The sequence below is a fragment of the Bradyrhizobium sp. CB82 genome (assembly GCF_029714405.1).
Classification (GTDB): domain Bacteria; phylum Pseudomonadota; class Alphaproteobacteria; order Rhizobiales; family Xanthobacteraceae; genus Bradyrhizobium.
Window position 1 is genome coordinate 4,401,035 of the sequence record NZ_CP121650.1, and the last position, 25,507, is coordinate 4,426,541.

25 protein-coding genes are annotated in these 25,507 nt (G+C 64.2%); 12 read left to right on the forward strand and 13 right to left on the reverse strand.

The features are described from left to right. Nucleotides 1-23: 23 nt before the first annotated feature. Both QA640_RS21200 and QA640_RS21205 read right to left on the reverse strand, forming a co-directional pair. A complete protein-coding gene (locus QA640_RS21200) occupies nt 24-701 on the reverse strand; it encodes a DnaA/Hda family protein (RefSeq protein WP_283042526.1) in 678 nt (225 codons plus the stop codon). A gap of 108 nt (nt 702-809) precedes the next feature. After that, nucleotides 810-1,352 (reverse strand): CDP-alcohol phosphatidyltransferase family protein, encoded by a 543-nt coding sequence (locus QA640_RS21205; RefSeq protein ID WP_283042527.1) that lies wholly within the window; start codon nt 1,350-1,352, stop codon nt 810-812. Nucleotides 1,353-1,505: 153 nt separating this feature from the next. Between QA640_RS21205 and purM the strand changes: the two genes are divergently transcribed. After that, entirely contained in the window at nt 1,506-2,579 is a 1,074-nt protein-coding gene (gene purM, locus QA640_RS21210) for a phosphoribosylformylglycinamidine cyclo-ligase (protein ID WP_283042528.1), read from the forward strand. Nucleotides 2,580-2,584: 5 nt separating this feature from the next. After that, nucleotides 2,585-3,238 (forward strand): phosphoribosylglycinamide formyltransferase, encoded by a 654-nt coding sequence (purN, locus tag QA640_RS21215; protein ID WP_283042529.1) that lies wholly within the window; start codon nt 2,585-2,587, stop codon nt 3,236-3,238. A gap of 84 nt (nt 3,239-3,322) precedes the next feature. Here the strand turns inward: purN and QA640_RS21220 are convergent, their stop codons facing one another. After that, nucleotides 3,323-3,526 (reverse strand): cold-shock protein, encoded by a 204-nt coding sequence (locus QA640_RS21220; protein ID WP_283042530.1) that lies wholly within the window; start codon nt 3,524-3,526, stop codon nt 3,323-3,325. A 383-nt stretch (nt 3,527-3,909) separates the two neighbouring features. Here QA640_RS21220 and QA640_RS21225 point away from each other — a divergent pair, with 383 nt between their 5' ends. Next, on the forward strand, nt 3,910-5,088 hold the full coding sequence (locus QA640_RS21225) for an autotransporter outer membrane beta-barrel domain-containing protein (protein WP_283042531.1): 1,179 nt from the start codon (nt 3,910-3,912) through the stop codon (nt 5,086-5,088). 10 nt (nt 5,089-5,098) lie between these two features. On the opposite strand, the gene QA640_RS21230 is transcribed toward QA640_RS21225, so the two are convergent. After that, nucleotides 5,099-6,142, reverse strand: coding sequence for a LysR family transcriptional regulator (locus QA640_RS21230; protein WP_283042532.1), 1,044 nt, complete (start codon nt 6,140-6,142; stop codon nt 5,099-5,101). 65 nt (nt 6,143-6,207) lie between these two features. Here QA640_RS21230 and QA640_RS21235 point away from each other — a divergent pair, with 65 nt between their 5' ends. From QA640_RS21235 to QA640_RS21255, 5 genes are all read left to right on the forward strand, one after another. Beyond that, complete coding sequence (locus QA640_RS21235) at nt 6,208-6,825, forward strand: hypothetical protein (protein WP_283042533.1); 618 nt, start codon at nt 6,208-6,210, stop codon at nt 6,823-6,825. Beyond that, on the forward strand, nt 6,812-7,432 hold the full coding sequence (locus tag QA640_RS21240; protein ID WP_283042534.1) for a GNAT family N-acetyltransferase: 621 nt from the start codon (nt 6,812-6,814) through the stop codon (nt 7,430-7,432). The genes QA640_RS21235 and QA640_RS21240 overlap by 14 nt, the downstream gene beginning before the upstream one ends. Before the next feature lie 25 nt (nt 7,433-7,457). After that, nucleotides 7,458-8,021: an isochorismatase family protein gene (locus tag QA640_RS21245; protein ID WP_283042535.1), complete on the forward strand. Its 564-nt coding sequence runs from the start codon at nt 7,458-7,460 to the stop codon at nt 8,019-8,021. A 35-nt stretch (nt 8,022-8,056) separates the two neighbouring features. Next, nucleotides 8,057-8,230 carry a hypothetical protein gene (locus QA640_RS21250; RefSeq protein ID WP_283042536.1) on the forward strand — a complete coding sequence of 58 codons (174 nt, stop codon included), beginning with the start codon at nt 8,057-8,059 and terminating at the stop codon, nt 8,228-8,230. Between the two features lie 154 nt (nt 8,231-8,384). Then, nucleotides 8,385-9,767 (forward strand): aspartate aminotransferase family protein, encoded by a 1,383-nt coding sequence (locus QA640_RS21255; protein WP_283042537.1) that lies wholly within the window; start codon nt 8,385-8,387, stop codon nt 9,765-9,767. A gap of 299 nt (nt 9,768-10,066) precedes the next feature. On the opposite strand, the gene rnd is transcribed toward QA640_RS21255, so the two are convergent. The 5 genes from rnd to QA640_RS21280 all read right to left on the reverse strand — a co-directional run bounded on the left by rnd (nt 10,067) and on the right by QA640_RS21280 (nt 15,688). Next, on the reverse strand, nt 10,067-11,215 hold the full coding sequence (gene rnd / locus QA640_RS21260) for a ribonuclease D (protein ID WP_283042538.1): 1,149 nt from the start codon (nt 11,213-11,215) through the stop codon (nt 10,067-10,069). Between the two features lie 461 nt (nt 11,216-11,676). Then, on the reverse strand, nt 11,677-12,996 hold the full coding sequence (locus QA640_RS21265) for an ABC transporter substrate-binding protein (protein ID WP_283042539.1): 1,320 nt from the start codon (nt 12,994-12,996) through the stop codon (nt 11,677-11,679). A 10-nt stretch (nt 12,997-13,006) separates the two neighbouring features. Beyond that, nucleotides 13,007-13,888, reverse strand: a complete 882-nt coding sequence (locus tag QA640_RS21270; RefSeq protein ID WP_283042540.1) for a carbohydrate ABC transporter permease — start codon at nt 13,886-13,888, stop codon at nt 13,007-13,009. Further along, entirely contained in the window at nt 13,885-14,835 is a 951-nt protein-coding gene (locus QA640_RS21275) for a sugar ABC transporter permease (protein WP_283042541.1), read from the reverse strand. Before QA640_RS21275 ends, QA640_RS21270 begins: the two co-directional genes overlap by 4 nt. 1 nt (nt 14,836) lies before the next feature. Then, nucleotides 14,837-15,688, reverse strand: coding sequence for a phosphodiesterase (locus QA640_RS21280; RefSeq protein WP_283042542.1), 852 nt, complete (start codon nt 15,686-15,688; stop codon nt 14,837-14,839). Between the two features lie 235 nt (nt 15,689-15,923). Between QA640_RS21280 and QA640_RS21285 the strand changes: the two genes are divergently transcribed. After that, nucleotides 15,924-16,457, forward strand: coding sequence for a transposase (locus tag QA640_RS21285; RefSeq protein ID WP_283042543.1), 534 nt, complete (start codon nt 15,924-15,926; stop codon nt 16,455-16,457). Between the two features lie 54 nt (nt 16,458-16,511). On the opposite strand, the gene QA640_RS21290 is transcribed toward QA640_RS21285, so the two are convergent. Continuing rightward, entirely contained in the window at nt 16,512-17,990 is a 1,479-nt protein-coding gene (locus QA640_RS21290; RefSeq protein ID WP_283042544.1) for a protein adenylyltransferase SelO, read from the reverse strand. Nucleotides 17,991-18,182: 192 nt separating this feature from the next. On the opposite strand from QA640_RS21290, the gene aspS reads away from it, so the two are divergent. Further along, nucleotides 18,183-19,955 (forward strand): aspartate--tRNA ligase, encoded by a 1,773-nt coding sequence (aspS, locus tag QA640_RS21295; protein WP_283042545.1) that lies wholly within the window; start codon nt 18,183-18,185, stop codon nt 19,953-19,955. A gap of 179 nt (nt 19,956-20,134) precedes the next feature. Here aspS and QA640_RS21300 read toward each other — a convergent pair whose 3' ends face one another. Both QA640_RS21300 and QA640_RS21305 read right to left on the reverse strand, forming a co-directional pair. Next, on the reverse strand, nt 20,135-21,298 hold the full coding sequence (locus tag QA640_RS21300) for a hypothetical protein (protein ID WP_283042546.1): 1,164 nt from the start codon (nt 21,296-21,298) through the stop codon (nt 20,135-20,137). Then, nucleotides 21,292-21,678 carry a hypothetical protein gene (locus QA640_RS21305; RefSeq protein WP_283042547.1) on the reverse strand — a complete coding sequence of 129 codons (387 nt, stop codon included), beginning with the start codon at nt 21,676-21,678 and terminating at the stop codon, nt 21,292-21,294. Before QA640_RS21305 ends, QA640_RS21300 begins: the two co-directional genes overlap by 7 nt. A gap of 249 nt (nt 21,679-21,927) precedes the next feature. Here QA640_RS21305 and QA640_RS21310 point away from each other — a divergent pair, with 249 nt between their 5' ends. Both QA640_RS21310 and QA640_RS21315 read left to right on the forward strand, forming a co-directional pair. Further along, complete coding sequence (locus QA640_RS21310; protein ID WP_283042548.1) at nt 21,928-24,240, forward strand: NADP-dependent malic enzyme; 2,313 nt, start codon at nt 21,928-21,930, stop codon at nt 24,238-24,240. A 228-nt stretch (nt 24,241-24,468) separates the two neighbouring features. Further along, complete coding sequence (locus tag QA640_RS21315; RefSeq protein ID WP_283042549.1) at nt 24,469-24,921, forward strand: DoxX family protein; 453 nt, start codon at nt 24,469-24,471, stop codon at nt 24,919-24,921. On the opposite strand, the gene QA640_RS21320 is transcribed toward QA640_RS21315, so the two are convergent. Then, nucleotides 24,906-25,499, reverse strand: coding sequence for a dihydrofolate reductase (locus QA640_RS21320; RefSeq protein WP_283042550.1), 594 nt, complete (start codon nt 25,497-25,499; stop codon nt 24,906-24,908). The two genes, QA640_RS21315 and QA640_RS21320, sit on opposite strands and share 16 nt — an antisense overlap. Nucleotides 25,500-25,507 lie beyond the last annotated feature (8 nt).

Genomic DNA, 25,507 nt, shown 5'->3' on the forward strand with positions numbered 1-25,507 from the left:
AACAGTCCATGCCCTGGAACAGATCAGGCGTCGCGCAGCAATTCGACGGCCAGCGACCGGGTCACGGGCCGGCCGAGCCGCAGGGCTTCGCTGTCGAGCAGCTCCACGGCCCGCCGCGCCGCGGCGGAGGAGCGCTCCAGGCGGGTGGCGAGATAGCTGACCACGCTCTCATCGACGCTCAATTGGCGGTCGGCGCAGAACTTGACGATCAGGCCGCGGAAAAGCTGGTCGTCCGGGGGCAGGAGCGACACCACCGGCAAAGCGCGTAAGCGCGAGCGGAGGTCGCGCAGCTCGATATCCAGCGCCGCCGGTAAATCGCGGCCGGTCATCAGGACATAGGCCCCGTCCTCGCGCGTGAGGTTCAGAAGATGGAAGAGCGCGCGCTCGTCGAGGTCCTTCGCTTTCAGGTCCTCGACGACGAGCGCGCCCGTGGCGAGCGCCCCAGGCACGGCGGCCGCGGTCAGCGCATTGGCGGTGGTGGAGCGGGCGCCGGCCTCTTCGGCCCAGATTGCGGCAAGGTGGCTCTTGCCTGAGCCTTCGGGCCCGGCCAGCCACATGATCCGGTTCGGCCATTCGGGCCAGCCATTGATCAGGGCGAGACCGGCGGCATTGGCGGGGCCTTCGAGAAAATTGTCCCGGCTGAGGCTCTCCGCATGCGGAAGCGAAAACGCCAATTGTCGGGGATGAACGCGGCCTGCCACGCTTGCTTTGCTCCATGCCGGGCGAGCCGGCCAAAAACCTGTGCCAAAGGGTTTGGCGCCAAAGGACCTATCGGTTGCGAGTTGGCCTTTTGCGGGGCCGGTCCGCGCTCATTTCGCCTCGATCGTACTCATGTGCCGCAGCCACTCCACGAGGTAGAGCGAAACCGAGGTGAGCGTGAAGACCGTGACGAGGCCCATCAGGATGATATCATAGGGCTCCGGCCTGAAGCCGAAGGCGAGTGCGGCCAGCACCAAGGCTGCGAATGCCACCTGGGCTGCGGTATTCAGTTTCGACACCATCAGGGGTTTCATGGCGACCGGCTTGTCGAACAGCCAGGACACTATCACGGCTGCGACGATCATGATGTCGCGGGAGACCACCAGGATCACGATCCAGCGCGGGATGGCGCCCCAGATCCCCAGTGCCATATAGATCGAGACCAGCAGCGCCTTGTCGGCGAGCGGGTCGAGCAGGGCGCCGAGCTCACTCGCCATGTTGAAGCGCTTGGCCAGGAAGCCGTCGACGGCGTCGCTGATCCCGGCGATCAGGAACACACCGAACGCCACTTCCATTTGGCTCGACACGATGGCCCAGACGATGATTGGGACCAGCATGATGCGGCCCAAGGTAATGATGTTCGGAATACTCACGCGGCGCTTCCCGGCACCCGGTGTGACCTCGAATCCGGCCCTTTGGAGGCTGAACCGGTTGATATCTACATAGTATAGCGTCAGGCCCCTTGCGAGCCATTGCGCGGCCCTCGAATTCGACGTAACCAGCCGCAAATCCACTGGAAATCCGGCATGACCGACCGCAAAAACGGCCTTACCTACGCCGATTCAGGCGTCGACATCGATGCGGGCAATCGCCTGGTCGACCTGATCAAGCCGATGGTGCGCGCCACCGCGCGCGCCGGTGCCGATGCCGAGATAGGCGGTTTCGGCGGCCTGTTCGACCTCAAGGCAGCCGGGTTCAGGGACCCGGTCCTGGTCGCCGCCACCGACGGCGTCGGCACCAAGGTCAAGATCGCCATCGAGACCGGCCTGCATGGCGGGATCGGCATCGATCTCGTCGCGATGAGTGTCAACGACCTCGTGGTCCAGGGTGCCGAGCCACTGTTCTTCCTCGACTATTTCGCCTGTGGCAAGCTCGACCCCGAGGCTGCTGCGTCGATCGTCGCGGGCGTCGCCGGGGGGTGCCGCGAGTCCGGCTGCGCCTTGATCGGCGGCGAGACCGCCGAGATGCCCGGCCTCTACAAGGACGGCGACTATGATCTCGCGGGGTTCGCAGTCGGCGCCGCCGAACGCGGGACGCTGCTGCCCCGCAAGGACATCGCCGCCGGCGATGCCGTGATCGGGCTGGCGTCCTCCGGAGTGCATTCCAACGGCTTCTCGCTGGTGCGCAAGATCGTCGAGCAGTCCGGCCTCGGCTTCGAGGCCCAGGCGCCGTTTGCGCCCGTCATGACGCTCGGCGGTGCGCTGCTCGCGCCCACCCGGCTCTACGTCAAATCCTGCCTGCGTGCCATCCGCGAGACCGGTGCGGTGAAGGGTCTTGCCCACATCACCGGCGGCGGCTTCACCGACAACATTCCGCGCGTGCTGCCAAAGCATCTCGGTGTCGGCATCGATCTCGCCCGCTTGCCGGTACTGCCGGTGTTCAAATGGCTGGCGGCGCAGGGCGGCATCGCCGACCTCGAAATGCTGCGCACCTTCAACTGTGGCATCGGCATGATCGCGATCGTCGAGGCGGCTGCCGTCGACAAGGTGGTCGAGGTCTTCACCGATGCCGGCGAGACGGTGGCGCAACTCGGTACCGTCATCCCGGTCGAGGGCGAGGATCGCGTCGTCTATAACGGCCATCTCGACCTGTCGCTGTAAAACCCATGAAGCGTCGCGTCGCCATCCTGATCTCCGGCCGAGGCTCCAACATGGCGGCGCTGATCAAGGCCGCTGCCGCGCCGGATTTTCCGGCGGAGATCTCGCTCGTCATCTCGAACAAGGCCGCCGCGCCAGGTCTGGAGAAGGCAAGGGCGGGCGGCGTGCCCACGCTGGTGATCGAGAGCAAGCCGTTCGGCAAGGATCGCGCCGGCTTCGAGACTGCGCTGCAGGCAGCCCTCGACCAGCACGGCATCGAGCTGATTTGTCTGGGCGGCTTCATGCGGCTGTTCACGGCCGAGTTCACGCAAGCCTGGTACGGGCGGATGCTCAACATCCATCCATCGCTGCTGCCGTCGTTCCCCGGCCTCGACCCGCATGGCCAAGCATTGCGCGCTGGCGTGAAACTGTCCGGCGCGACGGTGCACTTCGTGATCCCCGCGACCGATGCCGGTCCGATCGTGATGCAGGGCGCGGTTCCCGTCAGCGACCACGACACGCCGGACACGCTGTCCGAGCGCATCCTCGAAGTCGAGCACCGCATCTATCCCGAAGCGCTGCGCCTGCTTGCGACCGGCAAGGTCCGGATCGAGGGCGATGTCTGCAAGACCGCGGGGAGCGGGGGTTCGGAGAATTTCCTGATCGCGCCGGTGGTGAGCTGAATCGCCTGGCGTGGGCCACAAATGAAATCCCCCGGGCGGAGCCGGGGGGATTCATGTTTGCCTGTGTCGATCGTCGACAGAAAGTCAGTGAACCTTGAGGTTCTCCGCGGAGGTCTTGCCGCGATTCTCCACGAGATCGTATTCAACCACCTGGTTTTCGTTAAGGGTGGTCAGCCCAGCGCGCTCGACCGCGGAGATATGGACGAACACGTCCTTGTCGCCGCCGTTCGGCTTGATGAAGCCATAGCCCTTTGTCGGGTTGAACCATTTGACGGTGCCCTTTTGCATCGCCAGTCTCCTCCTTTAGACATAAAAAAGACGCGGCCACGTCTTTGCGCGTGCCACGCCACAAACGGGCTTCCGGAAGTCTGTTCGAGTCTTGAGTCTCAATGTCGCGAAACGCACAGTCGAGCGGCCAAATCCGATTGTGCCGGATATTGCAACATGAAAATCCCGTGCTCGCAAGCAGCGTGCAAAATTCAGGTCCCGATCCGGCACGCGGCGGCAGCGTTTGCAATCTGTGGCAGCAGTACCACAGCGCGGGGTAATCCCCCCGTTCAGCGCCGCTCAGGCGATTGACCCTTCAGGCCAGTTCGGCGCAAATCGTCGCAGGTGCCGCGATGTGTGTTGCATTTTTGCACGTCGCCATTTGCTTTGGGAATTTTGGCGTCATGCGCTGCCTATCGCAGCCTTCAGGGACGAGGCGGGCGCGCCGGCTGGGTTTTGGCCGGCGGGCTGCGAGCATCATCGCGGTAGCCTTTGCGTTCTCCCTGATGATCATGCTTGCGCCGGCGCATGCGCAGACGCCTACACCGACACCGACGCCCACAGCGAGCCCGACGCCTACGCCGACACCCACTCCGACACCTTCGCCATCACCGACGCCGACCGCGATGAACTACGGCCAGTCGGCGGGCAATACCATGCTCAACCTCGGCTCCAGCTTCCTGGAGCGACTGGGCAATCAGGCCTCGAACGGCTTCGACCGGACCTCCCGCACCAATCCCGGCGGTGGTGGCGCTGCGGAGGCGGCGGAAGGGCCGCGCTACCGGACCTGGTTCGAGGGTTACGGCGTTTCGATGCGAACCGACGCGCAGGGCGACTTCGTCGGCGACAAGCGCAAGACCTTTGGCGGAGTCGCGGGCATCGGCGCCCGGCTTGCGCCGGGAGTCAATCTCGGCTTCTTCGTCGACCAGAGCCACACCGACATCGACGTGCCGCTGGCGCTGCAATCGGCAACGCTGGATCTGACCCAGTTCGGCATCAACGGCTCGGTCGACAAGGGATCCTGGACCTGGGCCTTCGCGCTCGTGCACGGCCTCGGCAACGTCCATTCCAGCCGCGACACCGGCTTCGGCTTTGCGACCGCGGGCTATCGCGCCACCATTGACGGCGCGCTGACCGAGATCAGCTATTACTGGACCCAGGATCAGACCCGCCTCGTCCCCAAAGGTGCGCTGGAATATGTCCGCGCCACCAGCGCCTCGTTCCAGGAGACGGGCAGCCGCTTTCCGCTGACCATCGGCTCATCCGCACTCGCACGCGCGCGCCTCATGCTCGGCGCCGAGGTCGGGCACTACTTCATCTTCGACCAGAAGATTCTGGACTTGTCCGCCTACGGCAAGTTCGTCGACAATTTCTATCAGGACCTGGGATCGATCCAGGTCAGCCTGGGCACGCAGAGCCTGGTGGTGCCCGGCATCGGCGAGAGCCGCTATGGCCTCGACACGGGCGCATCGGCCTCGCTCAGCCTGACCAACGCCGCGCGCCTCTACGTCAATTATGACGCCAAGTTTCGCAGCGAGCTACGGTCGCACCAGGGCACGGTCGGCTTCGAGTACAGATGGTAGCCGGTGCCGATCAGGTCGGCGTCGCCGCGACGTAGCCCGTCAGGCCGAAGCTCTCCCGGGCCGCCGCCATCATCGGCACCAGCGCGTTCGGGTGGATGAACTCGTCGCGGAAGCACGGATAGGTCCGGGGATCGAAGATTTTCTTCAGCCACTCGACCACGATCTTGTGTCGCTCGGAGGCGCGAAATTCCTTGTGATAGGTGAGCCAGAGATCGGCGTGGTGACTGACACCGAGATCTACGGCAACGAGCGGCGCGCCGAGTGCGATCGACACCGTCGGCAGAAAGCCGATGCCGGCGCCGCGTTCCACCGCATAGAGCACGCCGATCGATGAATTGGTCTTGATCCCGACGATGCCCTCGAGCGACTTGAGGCCCAGGATGCGGGCATAGGCGGTGTCGTCGACCTGCGGTGCGCTCTGCTTGATGATCCGATGGTTCTGCAATTCGGCAAGTGTCTTGGGCACGCCGTGCAGGCTCTCGTATTCCTTCGAGACGAAGGGATAGATGTGCAGCCGGCCAAGCTTGACCACGATCAGATCCGGATTGGTCGGCGGCTCCAGCTGGATTGCGATATCGGACTCAAGGCGCGCAACATCGGCCTGCTCCATCGCGCAGCGCAGGTCGACGGTGATCTTGCGATAGGTCTTCTGGAAGTCGATCAGCCGCGGCAGGATCCAGAAATTGCCGGGCCCTTCCGTCACTGCGACGCGCACGGTGCCCGTCGCGTCGCTTGATGAGCGCGAGGCGCGGCGAAACACGTTGAAGGCGTGACGCTCCATCAGCGTGACGTCGGAGATCATCGCTGTGCCTTCGTCGCTCAGCGTCAATCCGCTCTGGTCGCGCAGAAACAGCTTGCAGCCGATGCTCTCTTCGAGCCGATCGATCCGGCGCATCAGCGTCGTCGAGGTGAGGCCGAGCTCCTCGGCGGCGTTGCGGAAACTTTTATATTTTGCGCAAGCTAGGAACAGCTTCAAATCGTCCCAGGAAGCATCTAGGGACTCATCGCTGCGGTGCTGCGTCATCGCAGCACCCCGGTGCAATAGTTGCTGCATACATCTGTTCCTTACCCGCTAAGCTGCTCATCCTAACGGACGGGGCAAAACGATAGAGGGGCAGGATGGCTATGGAAAGGGGCTCCTTTGCCGCAAGGCATGAATTTGACGCGCTGCCGCTCAGTCCAGACATCGACGTCCATTGTGCACAATTCTCGGAAATTGCCGCGCTTGCGGACATGGCGCACCGGTTGGTCCCCGGCGTGCGGATCGGCGAGCAGGAACTCGCGCGCTATTTCACCTTCGATTCCCAATGCCTTCTGACCTTCTCACGGAACGGCGAGCTGGTTGGCGGCATGGCCTTCCTGTTTCTCAATGATCGGGGCCATGATGCGCTGCTGCTCGACGAGATCTGTCTGACCGAGCCCGACATCCGGCATCTCGCATCTGGCAACGAGGAGGTCTCGGCCATCTACATCTGGGCCATCGCGACCACCGGCCGCGGCATCGCCGGACTCGGCAAGGCGGCTGCGCATCTGCGGCAGCCGCGGTTGCGAAGCGCCGATTGTTTCGCGCAGCCATCGACGGCGGCCGGACGCGACATCATGAAAGCGACGGGTTTTGAGCCTATCGCGAGCTTCCAGCCCGACCTCTGGTGTTATCAGCGGCCGTGGAATCGACTGCCCATGCGCAGGCCGGGCGAGATGATCGAAGCAGGGAGTTTTGCAGATGCACGGCACTAGAATTCCTCTAGCCAAACCCGACTCGCGCGCCATCACGGTTCGCATCGCGCGCGATCCCAGCGACCTCATGCTGGTGACGGCCATCCGCTCCGCGGTCTATCTCGCCGAGCAGGACTGTCCCTTCGAGGAAGAGTTCGACGGCAACGATTTGGTCGCCGCGCATTTCATCGGCTTCATCGGCAACGAGCCCGCCGGTTGCCTACGGGTCCGCTTCTTCGGCGAGTTCGCCAAGGTCGAGCGGCTCGCGGTGCGGCACCAGTACCGGCGCTCGCGCGTATCGTTCAAGCTCGTGCAGGCGAGCGTCGACTATGTGAAGCGCAAGGGCTTCCGCAAGATTTATGGGCAGGCGCAGGACCGGCTGGTCGACTTCTGGGCTCATTTCGGCGCCAAGCCGCTCGGCCACAACCGCAAGATCACATTCTCGGATTTTTCCTATACCGAGATGGTGCTCGAGATCGAGCCGGGACCGGACGCGATCACGCTGGACAGTGATCCTTACGTGATCATCCGCCCAGAGGGCGATTGGGATCGGCCGGGCGTGCTCGATGCCTCAGCGGGACGGGCGGTCACATCGCCGCTGCGTACCGTTTCGATGGTCCAACGCTGAAATTGGTGCAGCTACGAACAAGAAAATGCCGGAGTTCATGCACGACGATCCGCCGATCCTGATTTGCGCCGATCTGCAGGTCGAATATCTGACGCCCGGGCGTCGCCATGTCATTCTCGATGGCGACGTCACGACCTCGCGCTGCCTGGAGTTGTTGACGCTGTGGCGCGACAATCTCTGGCCAGTGATGCACCTCAAGCGCATTGCGCAGGCCGCCTGGTTCAATCCGGCATCCAAGTTGACCGATTGGATTGTCGAATTGAAGCCGCGGCCCGGGGAGATGACGTTCGAGCATCCGCTGCCGTCGGCCTACAGTTCCGCGCGGTTCGCGGACTACACTGCGAACATGCGGAACATCCGCTGCGTGCTGCTCGGTTTCTCCCTCGATGAGACGATCTTGGCGACAGCGGTCGATGGGTTTCACAGGAGCCATCGCTACCAGGTCGTCACCGACGCTGTCGCCTGCCGCCACCCGGGCCATGGCGATGCGGCGACCTACAAGCAGTCGGTGATGGATGTGATCGGCAATTTTGCTACTATTCGCCCGAGCGCCGAGCTGATCAGGACCAGCGGCGCCATCGCGGTATAGACGGGCGCGGCCCGCGACAAGAGTGACTGACGACATTGTCCAGGGGGCAAGAGCTGGAACGTCTGGTAGGCGATCTGTCGCGCGCCCTTGAAGCGGCGCGCCGGCTTGGCCTGTCGACGACCGTCTATCTGCTCTCAATGGCACTCGTCGAGGTGCGCGAGGCGCTTGATGCTGCCTCCGATGGTGGCGACGATGACGGGGCCGCCTGAATCGACGCGTTGACCTGTTTTCTGCAACGCTGCCGGGCGTTTGCTGCCGACGAATTGACGTTGCAAGTTGTGCCGTGCCGCAATAGCCAAGTGACGAGGCCGTCGACTGACGAGCGCCGGTTCGGCGCGCGGCGAAGGCTGAAGGAATGATGAGATGACGATGCTGCCCAATTCGCAGGAAGCCCGGGATGTCGCCTACCAGCTCCATCCCTATACCAATGCGCGCACCCTTCAGCAGAATGGCCCGCTGGTGATCGAGCGCGGCGAAGGGCCCTATGTCTTCGACGCCGCCGGCAAGCGCTATTTCGAGGCGATGGCCGGGCTGTGGAGCGTCGGGCTCGGCTTCAACGAGAAGCGGCTGGTCGAGGCCGCGTACCGGCAGATGCAGGTCCTGCCGTTCTACCACGTGTTCTCCGCGAAATCGCACGGGCCCTCGATCGATCTCGCCGAGAAGCTCGTCGCCCTCGCACCAGTGCCGATGAGCAAGGTGTTCTTCACCAACTCCGGCTCGGAAGCCAACGACACGGTGCTGAAGCTGATCGCTTATCGTTCGAACGCACTCGGTCAGACGCAGCGCAAGAAGGTGATCAGCCGCATGCGCGCCTATCACGGCGTCACGATCGCCTCCGCAAGCCTCACGGGCCTGCCGAACAATCACCGTTCCTTCGATCTTCCGTTGCCGAATATCCTGCATACGGGCTCGCCGCATTTCTACAAGGACGGCCAGGCCGGCGAGAGCGAAGAAGCTTTTGCGACGCGGCGCGCCGAGGAGCTGGAAGCGCTGATTGTGAGGGAAGGTCCTGACACCATCGCGGCCTTCTTCGGCGAGCCGGTGATGGGGGCAGGCGGCGTGATTGTTCCGCCCGCGACCTATTGGGAGAAGATCCAGCAGGTCCTGAAGAAGTATGACATCCTGCTCGTCGCCGACGAGGTCATCTGCGGGTTCGGCCGCACGGGGAAGATGTTCGGCTGCGACACCTACAACATCAAGCCCGATGCGATCGTCGTCTCCAAGCAGATCACCTCGAGCTACTTCCCGTTCTCGGCGGTCCTGATGAACGACCGGATGTTCGAGCCGATCGCGGACGAGAGCAACAAGATCGGCGTTCTCGGCCACGGTTTCACGGCGGGCGGCCATCCGGTCGGCTCGGCGGTGGCGCTGGAGAACCTCAAGATCATCGAGGAGCGCGGCCTGGTCGCGCATGCTGCGGAGACAGGAGCACATCTGCAGGCGCGGCTGCGCGAGCTTTCAGGCCATCCGTTGGTCGGCGAGGTCCGCGGTGTTGGCATGATCGCCGCGATCGAGCTCGTGCTCGACAAGGAGCGCAAGACGGCCGCAAGCGCGCCCGGCGCCGTCGGCGGCATCGCGGCGCGCATGCTCCAGGAGCGCGGCGTCATCTCGCGGAACATGCTCGAGGCCATCGCCATCTGCCCGCCGCTGATCGTCACCAAGGGCCAGATCGACGAACTCGTCGGCACCATCGCCGGCGTGCTTGATGACATGAGGCCCGAGGCGGCGAAGCTGACGCCGGCATAGCGGCCGCGGCTCGTGCGCCGTCATTGCGGGGTCTTGCGACGACCGAAATTCCTCCGCGGCAGCAGCCTGGATTGCGCCCCTGCGCTCGCAATCACGGAGTGCCGAGAGCGACCGCCTGACAAAAATATCGAAAACAACCCCATGCAAAGGAGCCTGTGGTGGCCAGTCAGTATGTCCTCGACATCAGACTAAGCCATTGATATATAAATAAAATCAGCGCCATGACGGCGTCATCGAAGTCGTCGGGCTCTGGCGAGGAGGAACCGGCCGTCTTGGACCCGTCCCGGCCGCCCCAAGCGCTACGCCCGGTTGACGCCGACGACGCGGCCCTTGTTGATCGCAAGCGCGAGCTGGCCGTGCTTCAGCTTCAGGGCGGCGTCGCCGAACAGCTCGCGGCGCCAGCCGCGCAGCGCGGGGACGTCGGCCTCGTCGTCGGCTGCGATCTCTTCGAGATCGTCGACGGTCGCGATCACCTTGCTCGCCACCGCGTGCCGCTCCGCGGTCATCCGCAGCAGCACCTTCAACAGCTCGACGATCGCCGCGCCGTTGGAATTGTTGCGCGGCTTTTCCAGCTTCGGCAGTTTTGACAGATCGCGCGCCAGCCCGCGTTCGACCGCGGCGACGATGTCCGCGCCCCACCTGGATTTTTCAAAACCCTTCGGCACCGAACGCAGATGCGCGAGCTTTTCCAGCGTGGTCGGCGCGTGGGTCGCGATGTCGCTGATCGCCTCATCCCGCAGCACGCGGCCACGCGGCACGTCGCGGCTTTGCGCTTCCTGCTCGCGCCAGGCCGCAACCTCCATCAGCACCGCAAGGTCCTTCGGCTTGCGCACCCGCGTCTTGAGCCGCTCCCAGGCGCGCTCGGGATGGAAGTCGTAGGTGCGGGGCGAGGTCAGGATCTCCATCTCGATCGAGACCCATTCGCTGCGGCGGCGCTTCTTGAGGTCGGCATCGAGTGCGGCGAACACCTCACGCAGATGGGTGACGTCGGATACGGCATAGTGCATCTGCTCCTTGGTCAGCGGCCGGCGCGACCAGTCGGTGAATCGATGGGTCTTGTCCGGCCGGTGGCCGGTGACCTTCTCGACGAGCTGGTCATAGGCGATGCTGTCGCCATAGCCGAGCACCATGGCCGCGACCTGGGTGTCGAACACCGGGTGCGGGATGATGTTGGCGCGGTGCCAGATGATTTCGATGTCCTGGCGGGCGGCGTGGAAGACCTTCAAAACCCTCTCGTTGCCCATCAGCTCGAAGAAAGGTTTGAGATCGATGCCCTCGGCGAGGGCATCGATGACCACGGCTTCCTTGGGGCTTGCCATCTGCACCACGCACAGCAGCGGGTAGTAGGTGGTTTCGCGCAGGAACTCGGTATCGACTGTTATGACAGGGTGCTCGGCCAGCCGGCTGCAGGCAGCGGCAAGGTCAGCGGTGGTAGTAATCAGATCCATGAACGGCCCATGACACGTACATCAGCCGTTCTGCCGAAAGTGCTGTGATGTCAAGGGGCGCGATGCGAATTCGTGCCTTGAATTTGGTGCGGAATCGCTCTGATCGGAGGAAAATCCTACTCGTAACGGGTCCGCTGCGAGGGTTTCCGGCCGCAGGGCAGTGCCACCACGATCACGCACATGGCGAGCATCGCCAGTCCAAGAAACTCGAATACCAACAGATCCACGGCAAATCCCCGAAAGTTCGCTAGACTTGTCGGGGGGAAATTGAGGGTCTGTTAATTGTCGTGGTTACCGGCACCGGGGCGGGCCGGATGGTGGACGAGAGGTTAACGCGGCCACGCTGGAGCATCACGCAGGGTGGGCAAAGGCGCATAGCGCCGTGCCCACCATCTTGCACCTTGCGTGAAAGCGGTGGGCACGCTTCGCTTTGCCCACCCCACCAAGCTATGATGCCGGTCTTAGGGCAGCTTCAGCGCCGTCTCGGCATTGTACGGCTTGAGCAGCTCGTCAGCGGCCTTCTGGGCGGCGGCGAGCGCATCCTTCGGCTGCTTCTTGCCGTTCAGGACCAGCATCACCTCGTCCTCGAGGGTCTTGCGGACGGGGACGGTCTTGTAGGTGGCGAACCATGGCTTTGCGACCTCGAGCTGGTCGACCGCGGTTTTGGCGTCCGGATTCTTGCCCAGGAAGTCGACCATCTCTGGCGTCTTGTAGGCGGCCATATTCGGGGCGAAATAGCCGGTGGCGCGGCTCCACCAGCCGCTCTTCTCGGGCGAGGTCATCCACTTGATCAGCGTCCAGGCGGCCTTCTGCTTGTCGGCCTCCAGACCGGCCGGGATGATCAGCGACGCGCCGCCGATCGGCACGGCGTTGCGGACGTTGCGCGGGATGAATGCGACCTTGTAGGGGAATTTGGCGTTGTCGCGCACGTAGGTCAGTGAGCCCGTCGAGAGCATCATCATCGAGGCGTTGCCGGAGATGAAGGCGGTGCTCACGGCCGGGCCTGGCGTTGCGCCCGGCGGATGCACCTTGTGCCTGGCGATGAGGTCGTTCCACCATGAGAGCGCGCCGAGCATCGAGGGTGTGTCGTAATAGACCTCGCCGCCGAACTCCTCGTTGTAGTAGCGCCCGCCATTGGACATGGTGAGCGTCTCCATCATCCAGCCGCAATAGTCATAGGCGCAGGGGATGGCGATGCCCCAGCGCGTGACCTTGTCGCCCTCGCGCTTGGTGAGCTTCTTGGCCCAGTCGGTCAACTCGGCCCAGGTCTGCGGCGGCTTGTCAGGATCGAGACCAGCTTCCTTGGCGTGCTCGGCGTTGATGTAGAGAAGCGGCGTCGAATTCTGGAACGGTACGCCGTAGACCGAGCGGTTGATCACGGCATTGCCGCTCAGTGCGGGAAAGAACTGGCCGAGGAACTGCGGCTTGGTGGTGCCGTCGGCCGCGATCAGCGGATCGAGGTTGGTGAGCTCATTCTCGATCTGCATGTCGAGCAGGAAATTGGCCGACATGATCACGGCGGAGGGTGGCTTGCCAGCCTTGATCGCGGCCCGCGTCTTGATCAGCGTGTCGTCGTAGGAGCCAGTATAGACCGCGGTCGCCTTGATGTCGGGGTGGGTCTCGTTGAAGTCCTTGATCAAGGTGCCCATGTCGCGGGCGAGCTTGCCGTCGACGGGAACGGGGAAGAACAGGTCGATCTCGGTCGGGCCTTCGGCGAAAGCGGGAAAGGCGAGGGCGCCCACGAGAGTGAGGCCGAGCGCAAGCCGGCGGGAGAGCAGCATCGAAAATCTCCTATTTGATGCCTGAGGTGACGAAAGAGCTGATGAAGCGCTTCTGGAAGATCAGGAAGGTGACGAGGAGCGGCGCGATCACGATCAAGGTGCCGGCCGCGATCGTGCCCCAGGCCTGAGTGCCTTCCGCTGTCTGGGTGAAGACCGAGAGCCCGATGGTGAGCGGGCGCTTGTCCGGCGAATTGATCACCATCAGCGGCCAGAGGAAGTCGTTCCAGTGGCTGGTGACGGAAACGATCGCGAAGGCCGAAAAGCTCGGCAGCGACAGCGGCACGTAGATATGGCGGATGCGCGCGAACACGCCCGCGCCATCGATCAGCGCCGCGTCCTCAAGCTCGGTCGGGATCGCCTCGAAGGCCTGTCGCATCAGGAAGGTGCCGAAGGCCGAGGCGAAGAACGGCATCATCACGCCGGTCAGCGTGTCGTAAAGGCCGAGTTTTGCCACCAGCGTCAGGTTCGGCACGATCAGCAGCACCGGCACCAGCATGAGCTGCAACAGGAAGAGATAGAAGATCAGCGTCTTTCCGGCGAAGGAAAGCCGCGCAAACGCGAAGCCTGCCAGCGTCACGGTGACGAATTGCACCGTCAGGATGCCGGTGCAGATGATCGTGGTGTTGAGGAAGTATCGCGGGAAGTCGCCGATGTCCCAGGCGTCCCTGATGTTGTCGAGCGTGGGTTTCAGGTTCGGCATCAGCTCGGCCATCGCGTTGATGCCGTCGGATGCGGGGCGCAGCGTCGCCACCACCATCCACAGGAACGGGATGAGCCAGACCAGCGCGAACAGCACCACGAGCGCGAAGCCGAGCTTGGGCGTGATCTCGTTGCGGGTGGCGAGCGGGGTGTCCTTGAGGAGCCACTTGATCGGAGACTTGAACGGATTCATGGCCCGCCCTCCCGGTTTGCAATCGTGCGGAAGGACAGCGCCGTGAGCCCCATCAGCACGCCGAGCGAGAGCAGCGTCGCCGCCGAGGCCTTGCCGACGTCGTAATGCTCGACCGCCCGCTCGTAGATGTAGAACAGCACGAGGTTGGTCGCGTTCGACGGCCCGCCCTTGGTCATGACGAAGACGTGGTCGACCTGCGTCACGGCATTGAGGCCGGCGATCACGGTGACGAACAGGAAGGTAGGCTTGAGCTCCGGCAAAATGATGTAGCGCAGGCGCTGCCACGGCCCGGCGCCGTCGAGGTAAGCCGCCTCCATCGCGTCCTCCGGCACGGCCTGGAGGCCTGCGAGGAAGAACAGCATGTAGTAGCCGGCGTTCTTCCAGATCGTGATCACCATGATTGCGATGAGCGCGGTGTCGGGATCGCCGAGCCAGTTTGGCAGAACGGGGAGCAGACGGCCGATATAGTGGTCGAGGAGCCCGACATTGGGCAGGAAAATGAACAGGAACAGCGCGGAGGCTGCGACCATCGGGATCAGCACCGGCAGGAACAGCGCGGCGCGCAGCGCGCTCGTCACCGCATTGGTGCGCGACAGCGCCAGCGCAAAGAGAAAGGCGAGCGCCATGCTGGGCACCACGGTGCCGACCGCGTAGATGAGGTTGTTGACGACGGCGCCGGTGAAGGCGGGATCGGCGAGCACGGCCGCCAAATTGTCCAGCCCGACGAACCGACTCGGCGCTCGCGGCGTAGCGCGCTGATAGAGCGCATCGACGATCACCCGTCCGACGGCGCCATAGGTGAAGGCCGCAAGGAAGATCAGCGACGGCAGCAGCAGCAGATAGGCCGGAAGCGAGGCTTTGAAGGCAGCGGACAATCGCTTCACGAGGGGAAGGCGCGACGATGCGGGCTCCGCGACCGGGAGAGCCGCGCCTTCGGCAAGACTCATCTCACCGCGCCGCAAAGTTGAGTGCATAGTCGCGATCGTCCATTCCCTCTGGTGGCGAGAAGGGAAAACGCAGGCTGGTGTCGAGGAAGTCGTGGCTGTGCACGACCAGCATGTGGTCGTCGACCAGTACGACGCCGTAGGCCGGCGGTTCATGGCTTGCGAGATGGTCGGTGGGCTTCGGATCGAGCTCGAACCAGACCTGGTGATTGGTGCCACGCAGGGTGGAGAAGGGGATCTTGCCGTAGCTGCCGGAGATCGGCCGGTGCACATGACCGAAGAACAGATGACGTATGCGCGAACGATAGGGTGCGATCACCTCGGCAAATTCGCCGGCCTGCTTCAGCGCGATCTCGTCCATGGCGTGGACGCCGACCGGGAAGGGCGGATGATGCATGAACACGAGGAACGGCGTGTCGGCAGGCGCCTTAGCGAGCGTGTCCGCGAGCCAGCCGAGGCGCTTGCCGCACATCTCGCCGGCGTCGCTCGTCTCGTCGAGGGTGTCGAGGAAGATGAAGAGGCCGTGCGCCGTCTGCCGCGTGCCCTGCACGAAGCCGTTGGGGTCGCGCGGCGCCGCCTTCAGCCCGTCGAGGCAGGCCACCCGGCGGTCGTGATTACCGACCATCGCGATGTAGGGAATTTTCAGCGCAGCCATCGCTTCGGCAAAATCAGCGTAAGCCGCAGGATCACCCCAATGGGTGAGATCGCCGGTCACCACCACGAAGGCGGAATCGGAATGGTGCTTGTTGATGTCGGCAACCGCGGCGTCGAGGCGGGCGCGGGGATCGAGGCCGTAGAGCTTCAGGCCCGGGCCCGCAAGATGCGTGTCGGTGAGGTGGATGAATTTGAAAGGCATGGCGTGTGTCGGGTCTCTGCGGGAGGACGGTCGCCTCCGGCAAGACGGCCCGCCAGCCGGTTAGAGTGCGAGTGTTTCAGTTTGATGACAGGGGTTGCCGATGCCGCAAATTGTTGGGCAGAACGGCAGACGGGGTCAACCGGGTCGTCTCGCGCTGCGGTAGCGAACTTGTTGCATTAGCCGAAGGCGTAATCCACCTCTGTGATCAAACCTTAAGTTGTGATATTTGCGGCGTATGTCCGACTACCGCCGCGCATTCGTTCCCGGGGGATGCTGGTTCTTCACGGTGAACCTGCTTGATCGACAGAAAGCTTTGCTGACTGATCAGATCGAAATCTTGCGAGAGGCTGTCGCAGCAACGCGCCGTAGCCATCCATTCGCCATCAACGCGTTTGTCGTCCTGCCGGATCATCTACATGCAATCTGGGAGCTACCAGCGGACGATGCCGATTTCTCGGTGCGCTGGCGTTTGATCAAGACTCGCTTTGCCAAAGCCCTGCCTGCCAACGAGCGGCTGAGCGCCGTCCGCGCGGCGCGGAACGAGCGTGGAATCTGGCAGCGCCGATTTTGGGAGCACCTGATTCGCAATGAGGTCGACTACGCGCGGCACGTCGAATACTGCTACTACAATCCCGTGAAACACGGGCACGTGTCAAAGGTGCGGGATTGGCCGTACTCGTCGTTTCATCGCGATGTCCGCGCCGGATTATTTCCACGGGATTGGGGCGGTGACACCCGGGGTGCCGGTGAGTTCGGAGAGCGGGTGTGAGCGAGTTGGTGGATTACGCCTTCGGCTAATCCACCCTACAATCTGAGCCAGCCTCTACGTCCCGCAGAACGTCCGCAGCACGCGCTGGTCCGGCAGTGGTGGGTCCTGGTAGGCCGCGTAATCCGGCTGATCGTTGTACGGCTTCGCCAGCACCTTCACCAGTTCCTCGAACGGCCCGTAGTCGTCGTTGTCAACGGCGGCCCGGATCACCGCTTCGACACGGTGGTTGCGCGGGATGAAGGCGGGGTTGACGGCGTGCATGGCGGCCTGCCGCTGGGCCGCGGACTGCGGCTCGGCGGCGATGCGCTCGCGCCAACGTTTGGCCCAATCGTCGAACGCCGTCGGATCCATGAATTGCGCGCGGACGTCGGCAACTCCGTCGTCATTGCCCGCGGCGTCGCCCAGCCTGCGGAAGGTGAGGGTGAAGTCGGCCGTATTCTTTGCCATCGCATCCAGCAGATCCTGGATCAGCGCTTCGTCTCCATCGCGCTTCGTGAACAGGCCGACCTTCTTGTGCAGCCCCGCCTGATAGGCGGCGCTGAACGTGTCGGGAAACGCGCCCAGAATTTCCTGCGCCTGCTCGATCGCCTTCTCCTGCTCTTCGCCGAACAGCGGCAACAGGCATTCGGCGAGCCGCGTCAGATTCCATAAGCCGATGCGCGGCTGGTTGGCATAGGCGTAGCGGCCCATCTCGTCGATCGAGGAAAACACCTGCGCGGGATCGTAGGAATCCATGAAGGCACAAGGGCCATAATCGATGGTCTCGCCCGAGATCGAGGTATTGTCGGTGTTCATCACGCCATGGATGAAACCGACCAGCAGCCAGCGCGCGACGAGGTCCACCTGGCGTGCGACGACGCCGGCGAGCAGCGCGTGATAGGGGCGCTCGACGCCTTGGAGCTCGGGATAGTGCCGGGCAATGACATGGTCGGCGAGCTGGCGGATTGCATCGGTGTCGCGGCGCACGGCAAAATACTGGAAGGTGCCGACACGGATGTGGCTGGCGGCGATGCGGGTCAGCACGGCGCCGGGGAGCGCCGTCTCGCGGATCACATGCTCGCCGGTGACGACGGCGGCGAGCGAGCGCGTCGTCGGGATGCCCAGCGCATACATCGCTTCGCTGACCACGTATTCACGCAGCACCGGTCCGAGCGCGGCGCGGCCGTCGCCGCGGCGGGAGAACGGGGTGGGTCCGCTTCCCTTGAGCTGGATGTCGCGGCGGACGCCGTCCTTGTCGATGACCTCGCCGAGCAGGATCGCGCGGCCATCGCCGAGCTGGGGCACGAATTGCCCAAACTGGTGGCCGGCATAGGCCATGGCGATGGGGTCCGCGCCGGCAGGAACCGTCTTGCCGGCCAGGATTTCCGCTCCCTCCGGCGTCTCCAGAAGGTCCGGATCGAGCCCGAGATGGACGGCAAGCGGCCGGTTCAGCTTGACCAGCCGTGGCGCGGCGACCGGGGTCGGCGCGACGCGGGCGAAGAAGGTGTCGGGCAGCGCCGAATAGGAGTTCTGGAACGGGAAATGGACGGTCATACCCACAAATGTAGGGCGCGGAACGCCCCTCGGCAAAGGCTCCGGCCGCGAACAGCCAAAAATGGGCGGTTCAGGCCCGAAACAGGCCGTTCCATTGGTTGCCGCACCCGGCATCGTCGGGTAAACCCACCCGCAACTTCGGACCGGCCTTCGGCCGTCCGATTCGATCCTCCGACATCATTTGGGACTACCATGCATCGCTACCGGTCACATACATGCGGCGCGCTCCGCGAGAGCCACATCGGCGAGACGGTCCGCCTTTCCGGCTGGGTCCATCGCGTCCGCGACCATGGCGGCGTGCTGTTCATCGACCTGCGCGACCATTACGGCCTGACCCAGTGCGTGGTCGACCCGGACTCGCCGGCGTTCTCGCTGGCCGAGAAGCTGCGCTCCGAATACGTGGTGCGGATGGACGGCAAGGCCCGCCGGCGCCCGGAAGGCACCGACAATGACGACCTGCCGACGGGCAAGGTCGAGGTCTATGTCAGCGAGATCGAGGTGCTGGGCCCGGCCGGCGACCTGCCGCTGCCGGTGTTCGGCGACCAGGAATACCCTGAAGACATCCGCTTGAAATACCGCTTCCTCGATCTGCGCCGCGAGAAGCTGCACCAGAACATCATGACGCGCGTCGCGATCATCGATTCCATGCGCCAGCGGATGAAGGCGCAGGGCTTCTTCGAGTTCAACACGCCGATCCTGACCGCGTCCTCGCCGGAGGGCGCGCGCGACTTCCTGGTGCCCTCGCGCATCCATCCCGGCAAGTTCTACGCGCTGCCGCAGGCGCCGCAGCAGTACAAGCAGCTGCTGATGATGAGCGGCTTCGACCGCTACTTCCAGATCGCGCCCTGTTTCCGCGACGAGGACCCGCGCGCCGACCGTCTACCCGGCGAGTTCTACCAGCTCGACGTCGAGATGAGTTTCGTCACGCAGGACGACGTCTTCGCGGCGATGGAGCCGGTCATCACCGGCGTGTTCGAGGAATTTGCGAAAGGCAAGCCGGTGACGAAGAGCTGGCGGCGGATTCCGTTCGCCGAAGCGCTGCGCAAATACGGCAGCGACAAGCCCGACCTGCGCAACCCGATCGAGATGCAGGACGTCTCCGAGCACTTCCGCGGCTCCGGCTTCAAGGTGTTCGCGCGCATGCTCGAAGACCCCAAGAACCAGGTCTGGGCGATCCCGGCCGCGGGCGGCGGTTCACGCGCCTTCTGCGACCGCATGAATTCCTGGGCGCAAGGCGAAGGCCAGCCCGGCCTCGGCTACATCATGTGGCGCGAGGGCGGCGAGGGCGCAGGTCCCTTGGCGAACAACATCGGTCCGGAGCGCACGGCAGCGATCCGCGCGCAGCTCGGCGTGAAGGAGGGCGATGCCGCCTTCTTCGTCGCCGGCGATCCCGACAAGTTCTGGAAGTTCTCTGGCCTTGCCCGCAACAAGGTCGGCGAGGAGCTGAACCTCACCGACAAGGAGCGGTTCGAGCTCGCCTGGATCGTCGATTTCCCGATGTACGAGTACAACGAGGACGACAAGAAGATCGACTTCTCGCACAACCCGTTCTCGATGCCGCAGGGTGGGCTGGAGGCGCTGAAGGGCCAGGACCCGCTGACCATCAAGGCGTTCCAGTACGACATCACCTGCAACGGCTACGAGATCGCCTCGGGCGGCATCCGCAACCACGTACCCGAAGCGATGGTGAAGGCGTTCGAGATCGCCGGTTATGGCGAGCAGGAAGTGGTCGAGCGCTTCGGCGGCATGTACCGCGCCTTCCAGTACGGCGCGCCGCCGCATGGCGGCATGGCCGCGGGTGTCGACCGCATCGTGATGCTGCTCTGCGGCACCACGAATTTGCGCGAGATCTCTCTGTTCCCGATGAACCAGCAGGCCATGGACCTGCTCATGGGCGCGCCGTCGGAAGCCACGACCAAGCAACTCCGCGAACTGCACGTTCGGGTGAACCTGCCGCAGAAGTGACGCTTCGCCTCTCCTTGCCTCGCCCCGCCTGCGGGAGAGGTCGGATCGCATCGTCAGATGCGATCCGGGTGAGGGGGACTCTCCGCGAGTCAAACTCTTACCGTGATTGCGGAGGCAGCCCCTCACCCCAACCCTCTCCCCGCGAAGAGCGGGGCGAGGGAGCACAGCGACGTCGTGGCTTACAGCCCCGTCGACGCTTCGATCCGGAATTGCGCGAGCGCGACGATCGGCTCGGTGTTCAGGAGCTGCATCAGCTGCATCCCCGGAACCTTGCCGAGCGGCGTCAGCTTGATGGTCAGCGTCTGGCCCGGCGTTTCGACAAAGCGGGCGATCGCTTCGACGGCTGTGGCCACATCGGGATTGGCGGAGGCGACCCGGTCCCCGTTGGCTCTGATCATCTCGATGATGGCGCGGCGCGCGGCGTCGCGGCTGACGCTCTGCATCCGCGCGAATTGCCCCACGACGAGATCAACGCCGCCATTGTCGCGTATGGAGAGCTCGATGGGGCCGGCCTCGATCTGAGGCGCCTGGGCCATGAGCTGTGCGGGATCGACCGAGAACACCGCGCGCGGCACGTTGCCGAGCGCGACGCGCAGTTGTGCTTTCGCGAGGTTACCGATGTCGAGCGTTGCCGGCGCCAGCGCGAAGGTGCCTGCGGCTTCGCTCCAGGTCGCGCCGAGATCGAGATCGATCGCGAGCTTGTCGATACCAGCCGACGTCAGCGGGAGCTGCACCGGATTGGCCGGATCGGTGGGCGCAACCATCTTCGCCACCACATGCGCCTTGCTCGGGATCGAGCCGACCAGTTGCCCCCAGTCGAGGCTCAGGGTGTCGATCGTGACGAGCTTCCTGGTGTTCTTGTACGGCGCGGCAACGCCCTTGACCTCGGCGCCTTCGAGTACCCGGAACAGACCGAGCATCTGATCCGGTGAGGGCGGCCGCCCGGGGTTGGCGACGTTCGCTGCCCAGCGCACCAGGCTCGCCATGCTGAAGGATTTCAGCGCGAAGCGCTCCATCTTGAACTGGCCCTGCGGCGCGGGCGCGTCGAGGCCTTCAAATGCGAACTCGCCTTGAGTGTAACGGATGGCATTGAGCCTGGCGGTCCCTTGCGGCGTGCCGATCGAGATATTGCGGATCTCGGCCTTGCCGAGACGCAGACCCTCATACATTGCGGCCACCTTCTCCATCATCTCGCGCGCCTGTGCCGGGGGCGGTGGGGACGACGGATCCTTCGGCAGCAAGGCCAGAAAATCGGCCGGGCGGAACTTTGACGGCTGAAATCCGAGGTCTTCGATGGTGATCCCATCGACCTGCGCGCGCACGCCTTGGGTCGATGTCAGCACATAGGGCCCGGTCGAGATCTGCCGGTAGGCCCGATGATAGCTGTCGTCATTGACCTTCTAAGGCCGGCGATATCGATCGTATCGGCCGAGAACCGTGCCTCGTCGCCCTGGCGGACGCCGACCGCCTTGACGCTGGCGAGCTTGACGCCGGCGAGCGGCGGCTGCCCCGGTTGGACCGCGATGTCCTCGACCGTCAGGGTTCGCGTCATCAGGTCGAACGCGACCTTGCCATGACTTGCCTTTCCGCCGCGGCTGCGGATCTGGTCGAACGCGGCTTCGACTTCGGCGGTCGCGCGGTGCTGAACGTAGAGATTGAGGCCAAGCCATCCGCCGCCCGCGAACACGGCAAGCGCGATCAGGCCGATCAGGATTCGTCTCATGCGGTCAGCTCCAGTTGCCGAGTCGGGGCAGAACAACCTGCCATATTCGCAATGCAAGGTGCGGTCCAGGGAAAGCTTTGGTTTTCAAATGTTTGACGGCGCGGTCTGTTGATGGGGATGCAATCGGATGTTGCCACACGGCCGCCGGCCGTGCTTGATCCCGTGTCCATGGTCCGGAATGCCGCCTTGAGGGCTGGGGCCGGGCAAGGGAGAAGCTCTGGGGTCGCAAAACGCGAGGCGAGACACGGCATGTCGTCCTATTCTGAAGATCTGCATTCGGCGGCGCTGGCCTATCACCGTCTGCCGCGGCCCGGAAAGCTCGAGATCCAGGCGAGCAAGCCGCTCGCCAACCAGCGCGACCTCGCGCTCGCTTATTCGCCGGGCGTTGCGGCGGCCTGCACCGAGATCGCCAAGAACCCGGCGGAAGCCGCCTCGCTGACGGCCCGCGCCAACCTGGTCGCGGTGGTCTCCAACGGCACGGCCGTGCTGGGGCTCGGCAATATCGGTCCGCTTGCGTCCAAGCCCGTGATGGAAGGCAAGGCGGTCCTGTTCAAGAAATTCGCCGGCATCGACGTCTTCGACATCGAGATCGCCGCCGACACCATTGATCGCGTGGTCGAGACGGTGGCGGCGCTGGAGCCGACCTTCGGCGGCATCAATCTCGAGGACATCAGGGGTCCTGAGTGCTTCGAGATCGAGGCGCGGCTGAAGGAGCGCATGAAGATCCCGGTCTTCCATGACGACCAGCATGGCACCGCGATCATCGTCGCCGCGGCCATCGTCAATGGTCTCAAGCTGAACGGCAAGAAGCTGTCGGACGTCAAGATCGTGGCATCTGGGGCAGGGGCCGCGGCGCTCGCGACGCTGAACCTCCTGGTCTCGATGGGCGCGCAACGCAAGAACATCTGGGTCTGCGACATCGACGGCCTCGTCTATGACGGGCGCAACACGCTGATGGACCGCTGGAAGGCGGTGTATGCGCAGAAGACCGACAAGCGCACGCTCGCCGACGTCATCGGCGGCGCCGATATCTTCCTGGGGCTGTCCGCGCCGAACGTGCTGACGCCCGACATGGCGAAGCAAATGGGCGATCATCCGCTGATCATGGCGCTCGCCAATCCCGTGCCGGAGATCATGCCGGAGGAGGCGCGGAAAGCGCGTCCCGACGCCATGATCTGCACCGGCCGCTCCGACTATCCGAACCAGGTCAACAACGTCCTGTGCTTCCCCTTCATCTTCCGCGGCGCGCTCGACGTCGGTGCCACCGCGATCAACGAGGAGATGAAGCACGCCGCCGTCGAGGCCATCGCGCAGCTCGCGCGCGAGGCGCCGTCGGATGCGGTCTCGCAGGGTAGCTTCGACACCGGCGAGGCGGGCGGCTTTGGCCCGGGCTCGCTGATCCCGAGCCCATTTGATCCTCGACTTATCTTGCGCATCGCGCCGGCGGTTGCGAAGGCCGCGATAGAATCCGGGGTTGCGACGCGGCCCATCACCAATTTCGACGAATACGCCACGCAGCTCATGCGCTTCGCCTTCCGCTCCGGCCTCGTCATGAAGCCGATGTTCGCCAAGGCCAAGACCCAGCCGGTGCGCGTGATCTACGCCGAGGGCGAGGACGAGCGCGTGCTGCGCGCCACGCAGGTCGTGCTGGAGGAGAAGCTCGCGCGTCCCATCCTGGTCGGCCGTCCGTCGGTCGTCGAGGCGCGCATCAAGCGCTTCGGTCTGTCGATCAAGGCGGGCAAGGATTTTGACCTGGTCAACCCCGAGGACGATCCGCGCTACCGGTCCTATGTCCAGTCCTATGTCGAGGTCGCCGGCCGCCGCGGTGTCACGCCGGAAGGGGCGCGCACCGTGGTGCGTACCAACAACACCGTGATCGCGGCACTCGCCGTGGGGCGCGGCGAAGCGGATGCGATGCTGTGCGGCGTCGAGGGCCGCTATATGAGCCATCTGCGCCACGTCCGCGAGATCATCGGCTTCTCGAGCGGGATCAGCGACTATGCGGCGCTGGCGCTGATGATCACCACCAAGGGAGCGTTCTTCCTCGCGGACACCCAGGTGCGGCCCAATCCGAGCGCGGAGGAACTGGCCGAGATCGCGGCGCTCGCGGCCATCCACGTGCAGCGCTTCGCGCTGAAGCCGAAGGTCGCTTTCGTGTCGCATTCCGATTTCGGCAGCTATGACACGGACAGCTCGCGCAAGATGCGCCGGGCGACCCAGCTCCTGAAGGAGAAACATCCTGAGATCGAGGCCGATGGCGAGATGCAGGCCGACACCGCGCTGTCGGGGGCGGCACGCAAGCTCGTGCTGCCGCACTCGAACCTGGAAGGCGAGGCCAACATCCTGATCATGCCGACGCTGGACGCCGCCAACATCGCCTACCAGACCATCAAGGTGCTGGCCGACGCGCTTCCCGTCGGACCGATCCTGATCGGCCCGGCGCGCCCGGCGCACATCCTCACACCGGGTGTCACCGCGCGCGGGATCCTCAATATGACGGCGGTCGCCGTGGTCGAAGCCCAGGAGCGGGCGGCACGGCAGCAGCCGAGCCTGTTTACGTGAGTTAGAGACGCGTTGCTTCTTCGCCTCCTCCCGCTTGCGGGGAGAGGCCGGAATTCAAAGCGCAGCTTGAACTCCGGGTGAGGGGAGCTTCCGCGAGTCCAACTGTCACCATTTTGGCGGAGGTTGCGCTTAGTAATTTCCCCGTTTGAAAACCGTCCGTGGACTCTTCATAATTGCCTCGTCGTCGCGTCAGCGTCCCGCCCTTAAAGCATTGCCAAGAGGCCGACCATGCCAGCGTTCGTGACCTTCGGGCGAATCCTCTTCGCCGTGCTGTTCATCTATACCGGCGCGAAGAAGCTGTTCGCGATACAGGAGACCGCCGATTTCATCGCCAGCAAGATCACCGTGCCCGAAATGTTCGCGCCCTATGCCCAGCAGATCGAGCAGGCCACCAGCATGACGACGCCGCAGCTGCTCGCGATCGCGGTCGGTGGGCTCGAGATCATCGCAGGGGTGATGATCGCGCTCAATTTCGGTGCGCGCTTCTTCGCGCTGCTGCTGATCATCTACGTCGCGGTCGCGACTTTCCTGTTCTACGATTTCTGGAACCAGACGCCGCCAGAGAACGGCAAGATGCTGGTGGACGCGCTGAAGAACCTCTCGATCATCGGCGCGCTCTTCATGATCATGGGGTACGGTCGCGCAACGCGCCCGGTCGAGGCCGCCTACGGCGACGTGTGAGGGGTTTCGTAGGGTGGGTTTGGGTAATCCACCCTGTACCATGGCGTCACGGTGACGTCGTGTGCTGCATCGAGTATCTGCGCCTCGCCCGGCTTTAGCCCATGCCCCGCCAGCACCTCATGCGGCGTCTGAGCCGGCACGCCGACGAAACAGCCTTCGCCGCCGGGCAGGCGCACCTGCGGGGCTTCCGACAGCCAGAAGGTGTCGTAGCGCTCCATGAACATGTCGAATACGACGGGGCCGCCGATGATCGCGACCGCGCCCGAGGACACGGCGGCGAAGGCGGAGGCCTCCTCGAAGCTTGCGCCGAGCGGATTCCATAGTGTCGCGTTCGGCGTTTCGGGATCGACGGCGAGCGCGGCGATCTTGCGGGTCAGGATCAGCCGCTTGCGCTTGGGCGAATTCGGCTGTCCCTCATGCGAGTGCCGGCCGTGCACGATCAGCGCGGCTCGATCGAGCGCCTGCTCGAAGAACCTCTTGTCGCCCTCGAACTTCAGGCTGTTCGGCATGACGTGCCGTGCGTCGGCAAGCATGCCGTCGGCGGAGACGATGACGTAGCCTTCGAAGCGGAATGACAAGTGTGACG

Excerpts from the sequence above, each read along its gene's own strand:
- QA640_RS21275 (WP_283042541.1), bottom strand. The coding sequence starts at position 14,835 with ATGAGTCTTGCCGAAGGCGCGGCTCTCCCGGTCGCGGAGCCCGCATCG.
- QA640_RS21290 (WP_283042544.1), bottom strand. The coding sequence starts at position 17,990 with ATGACCGTCCATTTCCCGTTCCAGAACTCCTATTCGGCGCTGCCCGAC.
- QA640_RS21280 (WP_283042542.1), bottom strand. The coding sequence starts at position 15,688 with ATGCCTTTCAAATTCATCCACCTCACCGACACGCATCTTGCGGGCCCG.
- QA640_RS21310 (WP_283042548.1), top strand. The coding sequence starts at position 21,928 with ATGTCGTCCTATTCTGAAGATCTGCATTCGGCGGCGCTGGCCTATCAC.
- purN (WP_283042529.1), top strand. The coding sequence starts at position 2,585 with ATGAAGCGTCGCGTCGCCATCCTGATCTCCGGCCGAGGCTCCAACATG.
- QA640_RS21230 (WP_283042532.1), bottom strand. The coding sequence starts at position 6,142 with ATGCAGCAACTATTGCACCGGGGTGCTGCGATGACGCAGCACCGCAGC.
- QA640_RS21225 (WP_283042531.1), top strand. The coding sequence starts at position 3,910 with ATGCGCTGCCTATCGCAGCCTTCAGGGACGAGGCGGGCGCGCCGGCTG.
- QA640_RS21235 (WP_283042533.1), top strand. The coding sequence starts at position 6,208 with ATGGCTATGGAAAGGGGCTCCTTTGCCGCAAGGCATGAATTTGACGCG.
- QA640_RS21240 (WP_283042534.1), top strand. The coding sequence starts at position 6,812 with ATGCACGGCACTAGAATTCCTCTAGCCAAACCCGACTCGCGCGCCATC.
- QA640_RS21220 (WP_283042530.1), bottom strand. The coding sequence starts at position 3,526 with ATGCAAAAGGGCACCGTCAAATGGTTCAACCCGACAAAGGGCTATGGC.
- QA640_RS21255 (WP_283042537.1), top strand. The coding sequence starts at position 8,385 with ATGACGATGCTGCCCAATTCGCAGGAAGCCCGGGATGTCGCCTACCAG.
- QA640_RS21245 (WP_283042535.1), top strand. The coding sequence starts at position 7,458 with ATGCCGGAGTTCATGCACGACGATCCGCCGATCCTGATTTGCGCCGAT.
- purM (WP_283042528.1), top strand. The coding sequence starts at position 1,506 with ATGACCGACCGCAAAAACGGCCTTACCTACGCCGATTCAGGCGTCGAC.
- QA640_RS21315 (WP_283042549.1), top strand. The coding sequence starts at position 24,469 with ATGCCAGCGTTCGTGACCTTCGGGCGAATCCTCTTCGCCGTGCTGTTC.
- QA640_RS21270 (WP_283042540.1), bottom strand. The coding sequence starts at position 13,888 with ATGAATCCGTTCAAGTCTCCGATCAAGTGGCTCCTCAAGGACACCCCG.
- aspS (WP_283042545.1), top strand. The coding sequence starts at position 18,183 with ATGCATCGCTACCGGTCACATACATGCGGCGCGCTCCGCGAGAGCCAC.
- QA640_RS21285 (WP_283042543.1), top strand. The coding sequence starts at position 15,924 with ATGTCCGACTACCGCCGCGCATTCGTTCCCGGGGGATGCTGGTTCTTC.
- rnd (WP_283042538.1), bottom strand. The coding sequence starts at position 11,215 with ATGGATCTGATTACTACCACCGCTGACCTTGCCGCTGCCTGCAGCCGG.
- QA640_RS21305 (WP_283042547.1), bottom strand. The coding sequence starts at position 21,678 with ATGAGACGAATCCTGATCGGCCTGATCGCGCTTGCCGTGTTCGCGGGC.
- QA640_RS21265 (WP_283042539.1), bottom strand. The coding sequence starts at position 12,996 with ATGCTGCTCTCCCGCCGGCTTGCGCTCGGCCTCACTCTCGTGGGCGCC.